This window comes from Paenibacillus plantiphilus, assembly GCF_927798095.1.
Lineage (GTDB): Bacteria > Bacillota > Bacilli > Paenibacillales > Paenibacillaceae > Paenibacillus_Z > Paenibacillus_Z plantiphilus.
This window is the reverse complement of sequence record NZ_CAKMMF010000027.1, coordinates 76,048-91,873: the sequence shown is the minus strand read 5'-3', so window position 1 is coordinate 91,873 and position 15,826 is coordinate 76,048. Positions and strand designations below refer to the sequence as shown.

At 47.5% G+C, this 15,826-nt stretch carries 15 protein-coding genes; 14 read left to right on the top strand and 1 reads right to left on the bottom strand.

Annotated features, from left to right (window positions below; genetic code table 11):
- The 9 genes from L6H65_RS20725 to L6H65_RS20685 form a co-directional block, all read left to right on the top strand.
- A partial coding sequence (locus L6H65_RS20725; RefSeq protein ID WP_236344611.1) for a copper amine oxidase N-terminal domain-containing protein occupies positions 1 to 752 on the top strand: 752 nt, incomplete at its 5' end.
- A 257-nt stretch (positions 753 to 1,009) separates the two neighbouring features.
- Positions 1,010 to 2,641: an ABC transporter substrate-binding protein gene (locus tag L6H65_RS20720; protein WP_236344610.1), complete on the top strand. Its 1,632-nt coding sequence runs from the start codon at positions 1,010 to 1,012 to the stop codon at positions 2,639 to 2,641.
- 93 nt (positions 2,642 to 2,734) lie between these two features.
- A complete protein-coding gene (locus L6H65_RS20715; protein ID WP_236344609.1) occupies positions 2,735 to 3,784 on the top strand; it encodes an ABC transporter substrate-binding protein in 1,050 nt (349 codons plus the stop codon).
- 98 nt (positions 3,785 to 3,882) lie between these two features.
- Positions 3,883 to 4,896 (top strand): FecCD family ABC transporter permease, encoded by a 1,014-nt coding sequence (locus tag L6H65_RS20710; RefSeq protein ID WP_236344608.1) that lies wholly within the window; start codon positions 3,883 to 3,885, stop codon positions 4,894 to 4,896.
- A complete protein-coding gene (locus tag L6H65_RS20705; protein WP_236344607.1) occupies positions 4,893 to 5,933 on the top strand; it encodes a FecCD family ABC transporter permease in 1,041 nt (346 codons plus the stop codon). The genes L6H65_RS20710 and L6H65_RS20705 overlap by 4 nt, the downstream gene beginning before the upstream one ends.
- Before the next feature lie 34 nt (positions 5,934 to 5,967).
- Positions 5,968 to 6,819 carry an IucA/IucC family C-terminal-domain containing protein gene (locus L6H65_RS20700; protein ID WP_236344606.1) on the top strand — a complete coding sequence of 284 codons (852 nt, stop codon included), beginning with the start codon at positions 5,968 to 5,970 and terminating at the stop codon, positions 6,817 to 6,819.
- 357 nt (positions 6,820 to 7,176) lie between these two features.
- Complete coding sequence (locus L6H65_RS20695) at positions 7,177 to 8,457, top strand: hypothetical protein (protein ID WP_236344605.1); 1,281 nt, start codon at positions 7,177 to 7,179, stop codon at positions 8,455 to 8,457.
- A gap of 60 nt (positions 8,458 to 8,517) precedes the next feature.
- The gene (locus L6H65_RS20690) at positions 8,518 to 9,246 is read left to right on the top strand and encodes a YqjF family protein (protein WP_236344603.1); all 729 of its coding nucleotides are present in this window, start codon (positions 8,518 to 8,520) and stop codon (positions 9,244 to 9,246) included.
- 125 nt (positions 9,247 to 9,371) lie between these two features.
- Positions 9,372 to 9,782 carry a DUF4183 domain-containing protein gene (locus tag L6H65_RS20685; RefSeq protein WP_236344601.1) on the top strand — a complete coding sequence of 137 codons (411 nt, stop codon included), beginning with the start codon at positions 9,372 to 9,374 and terminating at the stop codon, positions 9,780 to 9,782.
- A gap of 17 nt (positions 9,783 to 9,799) precedes the next feature.
- On the opposite strand, the gene L6H65_RS20680 is transcribed toward L6H65_RS20685, so the two are convergent.
- Entirely contained in the window at positions 9,800 to 10,576 is a 777-nt protein-coding gene (locus tag L6H65_RS20680) for a DUF4183 domain-containing protein (RefSeq protein ID WP_236344599.1), read from the bottom strand.
- 206 nt (positions 10,577 to 10,782) lie between these two features.
- Between L6H65_RS20680 and L6H65_RS20675 the strand changes: the two genes are divergently transcribed.
- The 5 genes from L6H65_RS20675 (at position 10,783) to htpG (ending at position 15,626) form a co-directional block, all read left to right on the top strand.
- A complete protein-coding gene (locus tag L6H65_RS20675) occupies positions 10,783 to 11,196 on the top strand; it encodes a DUF4183 domain-containing protein (protein ID WP_236344598.1) in 414 nt (137 codons plus the stop codon).
- A gap of 407 nt (positions 11,197 to 11,603) precedes the next feature.
- Entirely contained in the window at positions 11,604 to 12,455 is an 852-nt protein-coding gene (locus tag L6H65_RS20670; protein ID WP_236344596.1) for a hypothetical protein, read from the top strand.
- 104 nt (positions 12,456 to 12,559) lie between these two features.
- Positions 12,560 to 12,970 (top strand): DUF6855 family protein, encoded by a 411-nt coding sequence (locus tag L6H65_RS20665; RefSeq protein WP_236344594.1) that lies wholly within the window; start codon positions 12,560 to 12,562, stop codon positions 12,968 to 12,970.
- Positions 12,971 to 13,129: 159 nt separating this feature from the next.
- A complete protein-coding gene (locus L6H65_RS20660) occupies positions 13,130 to 13,345 on the top strand; it encodes a cysteine-rich CWC family protein (RefSeq protein WP_236344592.1) in 216 nt (71 codons plus the stop codon).
- Positions 13,346 to 13,745: 400 nt separating this feature from the next.
- The gene (htpG, locus tag L6H65_RS20655; RefSeq protein ID WP_236344591.1) at positions 13,746 to 15,626 is read left to right on the top strand and encodes a molecular chaperone HtpG; all 1,881 of its coding nucleotides are present in this window, start codon (positions 13,746 to 13,748) and stop codon (positions 15,624 to 15,626) included.
- The last annotated feature ends 200 nt before the right edge of the window (positions 15,627 to 15,826 follow it).

The window sequence follows — 15,826 nt, the reverse complement described above, 5'->3', positions numbered from 1 at the left end:
ATTCGGGAACGACGAAAGTGACGTTAACGATCGGCAAGAAAGAATATGAAGTGAGCGACAAGAAATTAAATATGGACACGGTGGCGCTGTTAAAGGATGGCCGGACCTATGTCCCGGCAAGATATGTGGCGGAGGCCTTCGGCGCAGCGGTTAAGTGGGAGCAGGTCATTCGCACCGTCTATGTAACGACGCAAGGCAATACATCTACGCCAGTGAAACCAGAGGAGAAGGAAAAAGGAACAACCACCTATTTCGATGGGATTCCGTTTAATAATGTGAGGGACATCGATGAGTATGAACGGATGTCGGCCGATAAATCGGAAGAATTCGTACTGAAATTAGCCGATCAGCTAACCTTTGTGAAGGAGAACGGGAAGTATGTGATTAAGTGTACGTATCCTAAGATTCCGGAAGCTTATGAGTGGTCTTTAGGGGTTCGGGTGCATTTCAAAAAAGGTGGTTCCAACAGCTACAGTGCCGTCACTAATTTTAAGGAAAACCGCATTCCGATTGACGGCTCGTTTACAAAAGCCGTTCCGATAGCGAGTGCAAGTGAGGTGGAGTACTTCAATATTATTATGTCGGTTAGTCTAAAAAAGAGCTTAGGAGGTCTACTAGATAAAAATACAGGCGCATTCAATATTGTAGTAGAACCCGGCGTTTCAAAAAGTGCAATTTATATTCCTAAACCCTCCAGATACCCGCAAGTAGATTATAAAGACTTCGATTTCAACAAAATGTTTCAATGGTAAATCGACAGAAGATAGGTACGCTGCAGTCTGTGGTTGTAAACAATGAATGCCGCGCATAAGCTCGATCTCACGGCGCATACTCCAGCCGACCGAGAATCTTTTCTTGCGTGACAGAGGCGTAGAACTCATCCGTTGGCATGTCACGAGAGAACGGAGGGCTGTTCGCGCACAAAAATGGGAATCGGAAGTAATGCTTTTATTGAACCCATCCTATATAATGAGAATAATTATCACTTGCTTGGAGAGGACTGGGTTCAATGAAGAGCAGCAACAATATTTCTGATAAACTCGCTTCCTACTTATATAAATTGGAGCATGTTAAGCGCGTTAATTCGAATTCGGCTCCTGTTCAGCATGAGACGTCTTCCCATGGCCTCCTGTTATTGAAGGAGGCGAAGGGAGATATCGTTATCGACGGACGAAGCTATTCCTTGCAGCCGCATAAAGCTTTCATTCTGCCGCCCCATGCGGCTGTCAGGCTTCAGATTCATCAGGATGCTCAGGCCGATTATTATTACATACAGTTTCACGCGCTGGAGGCGGTGGAGCAAGGCTGTTATGCACCTGCAGCACTGAATTGTCCTGTGGAGCTATTCCTTACACATTCCCGATTTCTAATTGATCGGATTCATGAGATGGAGAGGAAGCTGCGCAGCGGGAATAGCTGGGATAGTATGAAGGCAAATATTATATTCCAGGAGCTGATAGCCGCACTTTTCCAGGATGCTATTCGCGAGCAGCAGCCGGATTTGAACCAGGCGATTAGTGTAACTATGGATTATATGGAGCAGAACTATCCATTGCATATTACCCGGATGCAGCTGTCCGAGATGGCGGGCATGAGCGCGGATTATTATTCGCGTGCATTCAAGAAAAAGAACGGGAAGAGCCCGATGGAATATTTGACCGATATTAGAATCAGCCAAGCCAAGCAATCGCTCCTGCTCTCAGGCGACTCCTTCCGTTCGATTGCCCAGAGCGTCGGCTTTAGCGATGAGTTTTATTTCAGCCGCAAATTCAAAGCGACAACAGGCCGCTCACCAACCGCCTATGTGAAAAAAATCAAATATTCGGACAAGATCGCTTCGCTCAAGCATTTTCTTACCGGTCATCTGATTGCGCTTGGCATTGAGCCTTATGCTGCCATAATCAATAACGCATATCCCGTGACGAGCCGGTTCCGCAACACGGTTGCTGTAGGCGGCTTTAATCCGGATCTGGAGAAGCTGGTGAGCGCCAAGCCGGATTTAATTATTACCAGTGGGCTCCACGATGATGAGAAATCGCATAAAGAAAAGATTTTCGATCAAATTGCTACGACTGTTACCCTTCCCTATGATCTGGATTGGCGCAATCAGTTCATAACAATTGCAAATATCGTAGGCAGGGAAAAGGAAGCAAGCGACTGGCTGGAGCGCTATGAGCATAAGGCGGAGAAGGTTCGCAAGCAATTGCAAGCCCATATCGGAGATGAAGCAATTCTTGTTGTCGGCATAGGCGAAGGCAGAATGTGCGTCTACGGACAGCGCAATATCGGGACGGTTCTCTACGGCGATCTTAAGCTGGGCGTTCCGAGCGGCGCAGCGGATATTGTCCATTATAAAGAGGTTACGCTTGAGGAGCTGTCAGCGTATGAAGGGGACCGCATACTGCTGACCAGCTTTCAGCATGACGGCACGGCTCACATGGATGGCGCAATCCGCAGAGAAGTGCAGGCGTTGTGGACGAACAAGCAATGGCTTGCGTTCAAGGCGGTCAGGAATGGGGCCGTCTACTCGATGTATGACAGTCAGCATCTCTATACATGTTATACCTCCTTGACGCATGATCTGTTTCTGGACAAAGCGCAGCAGCTGCTGATGTCGGATTCGTCCAAACGCCGGTCTTAAATGTCCATGTTCATTACGGATAACTTCCGTATAATTATCAATGAGAATCAATATCAATTACACGACTAGACAGGCACAGGGAGAGGGACAGAAATGTACAAATCACGTAAAGCTTTATCGGTATTGGCGGCAATTATATTCACAGTATTCGTTATCGCAGGCTGCGGAGCGAACAACAATACAGAACCGGCCGTGCAGGGGAATAAGCAGGAGGCCGGCAGCACGGGCGGCGACAACAGCGCTAACAGTGCGAATGCGGCTAACGAGGCTGATGCGGTCCGCGTCATTGAACATGCAATGGGAAAGACGGAAATTAAAGGAACACCGACAAGAATTGTAACGCTGTATCAGGGCGCGACTGATGTTGCAGTTGCTCTTGGCGTGAAGCCAGTAGGGGTTGTTGATTCCTGGGCCGAGCAGCCCATGTACAAATATTTGAGAGCGGAGCTGGAAGGCGTCCAGCATGTCGGTCTGGAGACGCAGCCGAATCTGGAGGAGATCGCCAAGCTGAAGCCGGATTTGATTATTGCTAGTAAATTGCGGCATGAGGAAGTTTATAAGCAGCTATCCGAGATCGCTCCTACCGTTACTCATGAAACCGTCTATAAATTCAAGGAAACGATGGATTTGATGGGGAAGGCGATGAATAAACAGGACGAGGTCGCCCAGCTTCTAGCAGATTGGGATCATCGGGTAGTTGATTTCAAAGCGAAGGTCAAGGAAAAGCTGGGAGATCAATGGCCGGTCGAGCAGGCTGTTCTGAACTTTAGAGCCGATCATTCCCGTGTTTATGTGACGGGTTATGCCGGCGATATTCTGGAAGAGCTTGGCTTCGTTCGTCCGGCTGCGCATCAGGCGGAAGTGGATAAAGGCACAGTCGTCCTCAAGCTGACGAGCAAAGAAAGCATTCCGAGCATGAATGCGAAGGTATTCTTTATTTTCAAATTTGATGCTGAAGAGGATGCGGCTGTCGAGAAAACCTTCACCGAATGGACGAGTCATCCGCTGTGGAAAGAGCTTGATGCGGTGAAGAACAACCAGGTGTATATGGTCAACGAGGTGACGTGGAATAATGCGGGAGGCATCCTTTCCGCCAATAATTTGCTGAATGAGGTCTATGAGCATTTCGGATTAGCGAAATAAGACTCCCTTTCAGAAAATAATAGAACGCAAAAATAGGATGGATGCGCAAGCCCTCCTATTTTTGTTTTTTCTCAAATACGATAAAGAAGAGGGAGAAAATGACCTATCTATTCCCCCGTGCATCCTTGAAAATATGGGGCTTGATTTTTGCTTCAAGCCTATTTGTCGCTGCATTTGTTTCCAGCATCGCGTTTGGTCAAATCCCGATCCCCTTTGGAACGACGATAGATGCATTTTTGAATTATGATCCGTCCTCAACAGAGCATATTGTCATTACGACAACGCGAATATCGCGGGCCGTCATTGCAACTGTTATCGGAGCCAGTCTTGCGATTGCAGGGGCATTCATGCAGGCATTGACTCGAAACCCGCTCGCTTCTCCAAGTATTTTCGGAATCAATGCGGGCGCGATTTTTTTTATCGTGTTTGCCGCTACCTTTTTATCCGTAACCTCATTAACTCACTATATGTGGATTGGCTTTATAGGAGCAGGGGTTGCGGCCGTATTCGTTTATTTGCTGGGGTCGCTCGGACGGGGTGGACTGACTCCGATCAAAATTGTGCTGGCAGGCGCTGCGATCTCAGCTTTATTCGTCTCCTTCACCCAAGGTCTGCTGGTCATTAGCGAGCAAAATTTGGAGGGAGTGCTGTTCTGGCTGGCGGGATCGGTTGCCGGAAGAGAGCTGGATATGCTGCTGCCGATATTGCCTTTCATGGCCGGGGCCGTCATTCTGGCGTTCCTGCTTGGCCGATCGGTCAATATATTGACATCGGGCGACGATATAGCCAAAGGACTGGGGCAGCGGACGATATTGGTGAAGCTGCTGATGGCGGCCGTCATCATCGTGCTTGCAGGCGGCTCAGTCGCGGTAGGCGGCTCCATCGGCTTCATCGGACTAATCGTTCCACATATCGTCCGGTCGCTTGTCGGCATCGATTATCGATGGATCATTCCTTATTGTGCGCTGATTGGCGCGAGCTTGCTGCTGGCGGCGGATGTGGTGGCGCGGTTTGTCATTATGCCGCAAGAGATGCCCATCGGCGTCATGACGGCGCTCATCGGAACACCGTTCTTCATTTATATTGCACGCAGGGGGTTTGCGCGGGAATGAGCAATCATACAACAGTGCGAGACCGAGGGGGCAGACTCTCCTTTTCAACAGGCCGGAGAACGGCTGTCGCCATCTCGATATTGTTTATTTTATCGCTGCTTCTGTTTATCGCGGGTCTGTCAATGGGAAGTACGATGATCTCTCCGATCGAAGTATTCAAACATTTGCTGGGCATGGGAACCGGTGAACACAGCTTTACCATTGACACGCTTAGACTGCCGCGCATGCTGCTTTCCTTGCTTGTAGGAGCAGCCCTTGGCATATCCGGTTTAATTCTGCAGGGGATCATCCGCAATCCGCTGGCTTCCCCTGATATTATCGGGGTTACGGGCGGCGCTTCAGTGGCGGCGGTTGTTTTTATCGTATATTTCTCAGGTGCGATCAGTATGAATTGGCTGCCGCTTGCGGCAATACTCGGGGCGGCCGTCATCTCCCTGCTAATTTATGCGCTGGCATGGAAAAGGGGCGTTACGCCCATTCGGCTGGTGCTTATCGGAATCGGGATAGCGGCAGCTACCGGAGCCAGTACAACAATGATGATCGTCCTCAGCTCGACGGCCTCCTTAAACAAAGCCTATATATGGATGACGGGAAGCGTCTACGGAGCTAATTGGGATGAAGTATACGCCATGCTGCCATGGCTTCTCGTATGTGTACCGCTCGCGCTGTTTTTCTCAAGAGCAGTCAACGTGCAGGAGCTCGGAGATCAGGTCGCGATCGGCCTGGGCGCGAGAGTACAGCTGCACCGATTCTGCCTGCTAATTATCAGTGTGGCATTAGCGGGCTCTGCCGTTGCATATGCTGGAGGAATCGGCTTCGTCGGCTTAATTGCACCCCATATTTCTCGGAAAATAGTAGGGCGCTCGTTCGCCAGACTGGTTCCTGTTTGTGCGATGATTGGCGGTTTGATCGTTTGTGCGGCGGATATTATAGCGAGAACCGCTTTTCTGCCGCTTGATGTTCCTGCGGGTGTTTTTACAGCGGGTATCGGCGCGCCTTTCTTTATTTATCTGCTGTTCAAGAATCGCAATAATTAACACTTCGTGTAGCTTAGGAAAGGGAGGAAGGAAAATGGGCGAAACATTATCGTCTCCGTCGCTGCTGAAGCCCGGGGAATGGGAATACTTAACGAGCGAAATGCGAATGACGGCAGCAGAATCTTCTGATCGCAAGCTTTCTATTTCATCCCGGGATTTGTTGAACAAGCAGCGGTGTGTCGAATATTTGGAGCAATTGGGAGTGATGTATGAATCCCCCTCTATCAGTGTCACGGCGTCCACATTCTCGAAGAGGTATGCATTCCTGATCGTTTCTCCCGCTCTGTACGCGATAACGATGTATAATAAAGGCTTCGATCTGTCTATCGATAATTGTAATGTCGAATCCGCTTATCGGAACGAGGATAGCTGGCAGCCCAAACTGCGTCTGGGCCATGTCGGGATAACGGAGCCAGACGGTGTGAGCCGGGATGAATGGCGTGAGGCGCAGCCTGACGGCGGGAATCGCGCTGAGTGGCGCGATGGCATGATTCGAAGCATATTCGCCGACCATCTGGCGGCTGTATGGCGGTCCATATCCAAGGCTGCCCGCATACCAATGTCTCTGTTGTGGGAGAACACAGCGATCTTCGTATATGTGTTGTATGAGAAGCGGATGGCTGAGGCAGCGAGTGCGGAGGAGAAATTGCGCAGGCAGGAGGATTTCGACTATTTAATTCATCATGCGCCTGCGTCCCTGTTCGGGGAAAAACAAAACCCGCTGGCTGCCTATTACAGCCCCAAATGCGAGGTTCCCGGCTCTGCCGAGCCGATACGCCTGCGGAAGACCTGCTGCCTGTATTACAAGCTCTCCGACGGGGGAGAGGACTACTGTCCAACCTGCCCGCTCGTGAAGAGGGGGCTGGCTTGTACACCTGCCCTCTAGGCAGGGGGAAATGGGAAATCACGTGCTGCAGCAAATCAGATGTGTAATAGGGGCTGTCCAGAAAGTCAGTGAAAACTGACTTCTGGTCCGCCCCTGTTTTCGTTGTATGTAAAAAAACACAAAAAAAATCGTCTTTTCTTGTAAAATGGAAGTTACCACACACCCATTTAGGAAAGGACGATTTTTTTGCGTAATCAAACGACTACTACAGCCAACCTTTTTATTTGGGGTCTTATTGGACAGCCCCTTTTGAATGTAAAAGAGGAATTTCATTGAGTAAGAGGAATTTATTGTATATGGTATAGAATGTAGGAATGAGATTGAAATAGAGACAGATGTTATGGAGGGGGAAGTATATTGAGAAGGTTGTTGTTTATTATTTTGGTTATGGTTGTTCTCGCAAGCAGCACAGGAGGAGCAGTGAGTGCAGGATCGGAATCTGTTCTTGCATCTAATAATTGGACTCGACAATCTCCTTACACAGCGATTACGAAACCGGAAATTAAGTGGAATATTGCTTTTAACGGCGCTGTAAGACAAATGGTAATTGATTCGAAAGGGACGATTTTTGCTCTTATTGATGAATACCCCTACTTCAAGTTAAAGGCAATCGATCCAAACGGAAAAATCAAATGGACGACAACACTTTCTATTAAAAGCAGTAATAGAGGGTTATATCTTTATGATGATAAATTTCTCATAGTCGCAGGAGAAGGTATAACGAATGATTCAAGCTTGGAATATATAGGGGTTCTATCTAAATATACAACCGAAGGGGAATTGGTATGGGAGAACAAATATGAGAATATGAGGCAGGGGTTATTTGACGAAGTGTCTCTAGATAGCGATGGTTTCATTACTTTTATAGTAAATTATTTTGCAGGTACTGATAAAAAGAATAATTCAAATACGTTTATTTATAAGCATAGATTGATTGGTGTTACATCCGATGGTGAAATGACAGTCAACAAGAATCTTACACTTCCCGATGGGAGTTTGCCAACACAAAATACATCTCCGGTATTTGTTAAGGGCAATATATATTTCAGTATATTCAAATTTAATAAAAAGAGCAGAAATATTGATGAAGGATACTTAATGAAATACACGAAGGATGGCAAGCAGCTGTTTAGCAAGCATTATAAAGGATATAATTTGGCTTCACCTGTCTATTATAATAATCTTCTCTATGTAATAGGAGGGGATAGTTTATATATGTATGATGTACATGGAGTACTCAAGAAGACGATTTTCGAAAAAAGGGGCAGCGTGAACAACTGGAAAGGTCCTTCTATTAGCGAGCAAGGATACATCTATTATGGTCAAAGGGTATATGATTCGAATGGGAAATTACTTTGGGGATTCAATCCTTTTGGAATTCCAGCAGAATCCAGCTACTTGGCAACAGACAATGCGGTAATAGACAAGAAACAGAATGTTATATTCCCGTATATGGAAGCTAAAGCTGGTTATAGCAGCAGTAGAAGCGGAGTGATATCTTTAAACATAAAAACCAAGAAAAAAAATTGGGTGCTGCCGCTTTACCACTCCCTGCATACTCCTGTTGCCATTGGTAAGGATGGTACATTATATGTGGCTGGAACAAAACTGTTTGCGATTGGTCAAAAAAGGGGTTGATCGGTGGCCAGCTTCAATACCAGAACCTACATGCTGCAAGGATGATGAGGGGGCGCTCGGATGATAACGAATAAGCAGAGACCGTGGCCTGCGCCGAGCAGCTCATGGATCATCAAACAAAGCTGGCGTGATCTATTGTTTTTGCATTATGCTGTAAAGCCGGAATTGCTTAGGCCGCATATTCCTGTGGGGCTGGAGCTCGATACTTATGAACAAGAGGCTTGGATCAGCATTGTGCCTTTCTGGATGAGCGGAATCCGCTTCAGGGGAACGCCGTCTGTGCCCTATCTATCGCAGTTTCCGGAACTGAATGTTAGAACGTATGTGAAGGTCGGCGATAAGTCTGGCGTCTATTTCTTCAGTCTGGATGCGAAGAGCGCGCTAGGTGTCTACTTCGGCAGAAGATTCTATCACTTGCCTTATTGCTACGCGAATATGAGCTTGGAGCGTCAGGCAGACGGGAAGATTGTCTATGATAGCTTCAGAAATGAGGGCAGCTTTATTTTCAAGGGGAGCTATCGACCAATATCTGAAGTGTATCGCGCAGAGGCAGGGACGTTGGATTATTGGCTGGTTGAAAGGTATTGTCTATATAGCGAGTCTCGCAACCGAATATGGATGTCGGAAATCAATCATGAGCCGTGGGAGCTGCAGGATGCTGCGTACGAGATCAGCGACAATACGATGCTTCAACTGTCCGGAATAGATATAGCAGCAGCGCCGCATTGCGCCCACTATTGCAGTAGGATAGATGTACATGTATGGCCATTGAAGCCGGTGCAAGCCTAGAGGCTGACGAATTGTATGCTTCACAGCATGATGCTGCTGCCTTCCTGCTTGATGTTCGTCCAAGCCAATGATAATAAACAGCATAGAGTATAGTACTCTTTAACGAAAGGCAGTGAGGAGGAACTATGGCTGTTATTAGAATCCATCTTGAAGCGGAGAGTGTAGTAAGCGGTACGATTACGATCACGACAGTAACCAATATAGTCCCGACGGTCAGGCGTTATACCGCAACGGTTGTGCTTGGCAATATTTTGGGAGGAACGACAACGATTCCGGCAACGAGCTTTACTGGCGACAATGGCGCAGCAATCCCGGCAGGCGGTCTGACGGTTCCGACGAGCAGCGGCTACTATAACGTATTTGTGAACGGTGCACTGCAGCGCAGCGGACTAACGACACTTTCTACGACGAGCCTGATTATTGGAACTGCCCTTCTTGTGGGAGCAAATATAGTTGTGGAGGTTGTGAACTTCACTTCATCCGCCACATCCACATCAACTAATGATATTGCCGTCACGACTACGATAACGGATTAGAAGGGTGAAGGCGATATTCATACAATGATTTGGGCGCTGAATTGAACCGTTTCAAGAATGATAGGCGTTCCCTGATAAATGATGTCGCCCTGCTCAAGAGAGAGGGTTAATGCGTTAGCGCTCACTGTGTACAGGCTGTCCTGCTGTAGAATTCCGTTAATATAGACATTCGCATAGCTGCTTGGTCCAATGCCGCTAAATACAATCGTCATTACTCCGTTATCATCAATAAATTGATTAGCCGGTATAACGATGGGAAGATCAATATTGGCAGCTGCGGAATAGAAATATCTTCGAGCAGCAGGCGTAATCACAACTCCCTGTATACTTGGCGGTCCTGTAGGACCCTGCTCGCCCTGCGGACCGACAGGTCCTTGCTCGCCTTGGATTCCTTGAGCGCCCTCGATTCCTTGAGCGCCTTGAATTCCCGCAGACCCGGGAGGTCCTTGCGGTCCAACGACACCTTGCGCTCCTTGCGGCCCCGGTACTCCTTGTACTCCTTGCGGTCCTTGTGCTCCTGCAGCATATGGCCCTTCATGTGATTCCAAATAGCCCTCGCTGTTCGGAGTGCCGTATGCGCCTGCGATTCCCTGAATCCCTTGCAGCCCCTGCGGTCCCATTGGACCTGCGGGCCCTTGCGGCCCTACACGTGCAGCAGTCTGATTTCTGCAGCGCGCTCCCCTGTATTTAGTCCGCTGCTTGCAGCAGCATTTCTTATGATGCCGATGCCTTCGAATTTTTTGCCTTCTTGCTTTTTTGCGGGCTGTGCGCTTGCTGCGTGCAGGACATTTCAATATTATCAGCCCCCTTATCAACTTTATTATTTTATGTTGTGGAACGATGCGACGGCATGGACAGACAACTATTCCATTATGCACACTATAGAATAAATATTAGGTTTATAGTAAATAAGCCGTTTCTATCTGCCATCTGCATTCATCTACTACTAAAGGTCCGAGTCATTTATTCGGATATTACAGCTTGTGGAGGAGGTGACAGCATGCCCGTAATTAAACCGGTCTATACGGCCGTATCTACAGCACCTGTAGCTACCGGTGGAGTGATTACAACCTCTGTCAATCCAGTCGTATCCCGCTACTTTGCCGCGATAACCGCTGGAATGATAGGTGCTACGGTTACGACGATTCCGGCAGCAAGCTTCGTTGACGACGCCGACGATCCAATAACCGTTCTGCCCGCTCTAACGGCGGACGATTACGCCAATGTATATATTAATGGTGTTTTGCAGCAGAGCGCGCTCTCCACATTGTCGACGACTGACTTGGTTCTGGCAGCAATCGATATATCGGTAGGCGTCCCTGTTTTATTAGAGATCGCAAGCTTCTCCAACACAACATCAGATTTGACGACTCCACCGACCATTTCTGCTCCGACCATCACGATTTTCACCTAATGACAGTTTTCTAACAGCGTAGTATGCACATCCATCATCGCATGGAGAAGAAGCTTGTGGTGCAGAGACAGAGCCATCTCCAAGGCTGCCCCTTATGGAACATCGATGAGTCGTCAATGCTCATCGGTGTTTTATTCCTGTACGGGCAACTTTGAAGGATTAGGAGAAGGCATTGCAAGACAATGGCGAACCAAGGCCGGATGTGCATTGATGGGGGTCTGGTGTCCTTATGGGCACTATCCCCTTTACTCAGATGGGGCGAGGGAGCAGCAAGCATATGATTGTTCGTCATACTGAGTCATGGGGATAGTGGGGAAAAGGAGCGGGAACCCCCGTATCACCTCATCAATATCCTTGCATGGCTGTTTTCCTGATAGTTTATAGTATAATATTGGAAATAGAGAAGGGTGAGGATACATATCGCGGGCAATATCATTATTTATAAAATGATCATATCCATACTAGTCGTTGTTGCTTTATCTGAGCTTTCAAAGAAGGTTAACCCTACATTAGGGGGCATACTGGCTGGGCTGCCGCTGGGAACAGGGTTATCCGTTTATTTTATTTCTTATGAGAAAGGCACGGCGTTTCTAATTAGCGGCATTCCTTGGGCAATAGCCAGCTTATCTGCCTCCATTATTTTTTGTTTCGTCTACCTGTCCGTCGCGAGGAAAATGAGTGCCGGACCTAAAGTGGTTGCAATGCTGGCGGCTAGTGCAGCGGGCTCGGTCATGTTTGTTGCTGTTGGATATATGCTTTACAATATGCCGCTTCATATCATTAGCGCCGTTATCGTTTTCATAGTCGTGTTTGTGGTCAATATCAAATTGATCCGCACATTAATGACAGAACCGGCAGTGAAAAGCGAGTCGAAGAATTCTCTGGCTAAGCTTCTAATCAGGGCGGTTTTTGCAGGAGCGATCATACTATTGATCACGGGCTTAGGCGTCATATTGGGAAGCAAATGGTCGGGAATTTTGAGCTCTTTTCCATCTACATTATTTCCTCTAATCGTCATTTTGCATGTTGAAGACGGGAATAAAGTATTCCCTTCTGTCATTCATGGATTCTCATACAGTGTAAGTACATTAGTTGTCTTTTACTTGGTGTTCATGATTCTGGCCCCGATCGCTGGATTGAACCTTGGATTTCTTGTTACCTATGCTGTATGCGGCGTGTATCTCGTATTATTTTTCAACTTCAAGAGCTTCATAAATCGATTCCGCAAATCAGGAGACCCTGCTTGGCAGGAGCGTTAAGAGCATGTTGTATTCATGATATTTCGCAATTAGAGTGCGAAGGATGTTTCTCTGTTGTTTTTTCTCACTTTAAATGTTTACATAGCATAAAGGAGGAGCTTGACATGTCGATGGAAAAAGGAACAAAGGAAAACCCTTGGGAATTAAAGACTCCGCCTCAGTCATCCGAATATGAAATGTATCGAGCTGAGAAGGATGGTAAGGATATTCTGGTCTGTACAGTAGGAAAAACCGTGCTGCATTATGACTATCGCTGTATAGCAGATTTGCATGCCATGCTTGTCCAGCATGGCGATTGGATGGAGCTGGGCAGCGCGGATGAGGGGAAGCCTGCGAAGGAAGGGACGGTTGAGGCTTGGGGACGTTCGTCTGAGAATCCGATTGGCGGATGGTATGGATTGAAGAAAGGATTCCGCGGACGGTTTGGCATGTACCTGCCCCCTTTGCTGGAAGAATTGGGACTGGCTGAAGTAGAGCATAATCCAAGGAACAACCGTATGAGGGTGCAGCTATAGCAAGGGATGTGCGTACGGAGTGAAGTACCGTAGCTCTGCTTGCTGCGATGGATGAATTGCTTGAAGTCGCCAAATCTATCCCCAATGAGTGAAACACCGCAACACCAGGGCCGTGATCCATTCACGTCCCTGGTCAATGACAAGAGGGGAGGTGCAACGATGGCAGCAGATACCGCCAGTAACTGTCCCATTTGCAATAACGATAACAGCTGCGGCAATATTGCGGGCAAAGCACACGGAGCATGCTGGTGCAGCCAAGCTTTTTTTCCTGAGGCCATATTCGCAAGAGTGCCTGAGAATCAACGGGGACAAGCGTGCATATGCCAGGGCTGTCTGGAGAAGTTTAAGAAAGACAATCACCCGTCTATTATTTAACCCACTTCTTCCCTACTTTTTTCTTAATAAATTTCACAGCCTCCTGTCCGCCCTGCTCATCATTTTTCTTGCCGGCAATGCCGCTGCGTCCATTTCCTATTAACTGTAAGATTGCCCTTTCTGCGCTTGAAATCTTTCATATTCGATGGGTCCTCCTCTTATTTGTTACCAGTAATATATGTATCTTTCTCCAACCTGACTATGTATTCGTACGCTAGCTATCGCCTTGGCTGATCATTGCCTAGCGTTCTTCGTTTCAGATGTTGACATTGAAAATGAGATTGTGTTAAATAAGAAGGAGGATTAGCACTCTTCTGGATTGAGTGCTAACGCGAGACAGATATAACAACTACGATCCTTGAAATGTATCTATCGTCCCATATTGAAAGGAGATTCATTCGTGGCCAAAAAACAGTTTAAAGCAGAATCGAAACGATTGCTGGATATGATGATCAATTCCATCTATACGCAGAAGGAAATCTTCCTGAGAGAGCTCGTGTCCAATGCGAGCGATGCAATTGACAAAATTTATTACAAAGCGTTAACTGACGATCAATTGGTATTCGACAAAGAGAATTACTACATCAAGCTCACTGTCGATAAGGCAAACCGAACGCTAGTCATCACCGATACAGGGATTGGCATGGCGAAGGAGGACCTTGAGAATAATCTCGGAGTCATAGCGAAGAGCGGTTCCCTGGCATTCAAGAAGGAGAATGAAATCAAGGATGGCCATAACATCATCGGCCAATTCGGGGTTGGCTTCTATTCCGCCTTTATGGTGGCGGACGTCGTTACTGTAACGAGCAGAGCGCTGGGCAGCGACGAGGCGTTCAAGTGGGAGTCCAAGGGCGCGGACGGATACACGATTCAGCCGTGTGAGAAGGCGACGGTAGGCACCGAGATAACGCTGAAGATCAAGGAGAGCACTGAAGACGATCAATACGACGAATATTTGGAAGAATACCGTCTCAAGGCGATCATCAAGAAATATTCGGATTTCATCCGTTACCCGATCAAGATGGATGTGAAGGGTCAGCGGCCCAAAGAGGGCAGCGAGGGCGAGCTTGAGGATTATGAAGAGGAACAAACGGTCAACAGCATGGTCCCGATCTGGCGCAAGAACAAGAATGAGCTTACACAAGAGGATTATGAGAACTTCTATTTCGAGAAGCGCTACGGCTTTGATAAGCCGATTAAGCATGTCCATATCAGCGCCGATGGTGCGGTCGTCTATAATGCGATTCTGTTTATTCCGGGGAATACGCCATTTGACTATTACACGAAGGAATATGAGAAGGGCTTGGAGCTCTATTCCAACGGTGTGCTGATTATGAATAAATGCGGCGACCTGCTGCCTGATTACTTCAGCTTTGTGAAGGGCATGGTGGATTCCGAGGACCTGTCGCTCAACATCTCCCGAGAGATGCTGCAGCATGACAGACAGCTCAAGCTCATCGCCAAGAACATTCAGAGCAAGATTAAAGGACAGCTGCAAAGCCTGTTGAAGGATGAGAGAGAGAAGTACGAGCAGTTCTACAATTCGTTCGGCAGACAGTTGAAATTCGGCGTCTACAACGACTACGGCATGCATAAGGATGTGCTGCAGGATTTGTTGATGTTCTACTCCTCCGCCGAGAAGAAGCTCGTCACGCTGGATGAATATGTATCGCGCATGCCGGAGGACCAGAAGTATATTTACTATGCAGCGGGTCAATCAATCGACAGAATCGAGAAGCTGCCGCAGACCGAGATGGTCTCTGACAAGGGCTATGAGATTCTGTACTTCACCGATGATATCGATGAGTTCGCAATCAAGATGATCACGAAGTACAAGGAGAAGGAATTCAGGTCGGTATCGAGCGGCGACCTGGGCATCGAGTCGGATGGCGACGACAATGCGGCAGATACAGAGGAGAGCGGCAACAAGGAGCTCTTCGAATATATGAATGGCATTCTGTCTGACAAAGTGAAGGGCGTCAAAGCGTCCAAGAGACTGAAATCTCATCCTGTCTGCCTGTCAACAGAGGGCGAAGTGACCATTGAGATGGAGAAAATATTGAAGGCTATGCCGAACGGTCAAGATGTCCAAGCCGACAAGGTGCTGGAGATCAACATCAATCATGAGGTGTTCCGATCCTTGAAGGACGCCTTCGACAACGACAAAGAGAAGCTTGCCCTGTACACGACGCTGCTGTACAATCAGGCGCTGCTTATTGAAGGCTTGCCGATTCAGGACCCGGTAGCATTCACGAATGATTTGTGTAAAATTATGGTGTAATAAACCGCTCATATGTAGAATACAAGCCCGCTGCTGATGAAAATCAGGGCGGGTTATTTTGTATGCAGGTAGGAATAAAGCCGTCAATAGATATATTTTTGTAGTTTTTCACAAATAATATTGAAATTTTCAACAAAAAAACCGATAATTAAAACAGCCATACATTCTTACATAATACTTACAACGTTATAGGGGATGAA

Excerpts from the sequence above, each read along its gene's own strand:
- L6H65_RS20690 (WP_236344603.1), top strand. The coding sequence starts at position 8,518 with ATGATAACGAATAAGCAGAGACCGTGGCCTGCGCCGAGCAGCTCATGG.
- L6H65_RS20675 (WP_236344598.1), top strand. The coding sequence starts at position 10,783 with ATGCCCGTAATTAAACCGGTCTATACGGCCGTATCTACAGCACCTGTA.
- L6H65_RS20710 (WP_236344608.1), top strand. The coding sequence starts at position 3,883 with ATGACCTATCTATTCCCCCGTGCATCCTTGAAAATATGGGGCTTGATT.
- L6H65_RS20715 (WP_236344609.1), top strand. The coding sequence starts at position 2,735 with ATGTACAAATCACGTAAAGCTTTATCGGTATTGGCGGCAATTATATTC.
- L6H65_RS20665 (WP_236344594.1), top strand. The coding sequence starts at position 12,560 with ATGTCGATGGAAAAAGGAACAAAGGAAAACCCTTGGGAATTAAAGACT.
- L6H65_RS20685 (WP_236344601.1), top strand. The coding sequence starts at position 9,372 with ATGGCTGTTATTAGAATCCATCTTGAAGCGGAGAGTGTAGTAAGCGGT.
- L6H65_RS20720 (WP_236344610.1), top strand. The coding sequence starts at position 1,010 with ATGAAGAGCAGCAACAATATTTCTGATAAACTCGCTTCCTACTTATAT.
- L6H65_RS20660 (WP_236344592.1), top strand. The coding sequence starts at position 13,130 with ATGGCAGCAGATACCGCCAGTAACTGTCCCATTTGCAATAACGATAAC.
- L6H65_RS20705 (WP_236344607.1), top strand. The coding sequence starts at position 4,893 with ATGAGCAATCATACAACAGTGCGAGACCGAGGGGGCAGACTCTCCTTT.
- L6H65_RS20700 (WP_236344606.1), top strand. The coding sequence starts at position 5,968 with ATGGGCGAAACATTATCGTCTCCGTCGCTGCTGAAGCCCGGGGAATGG.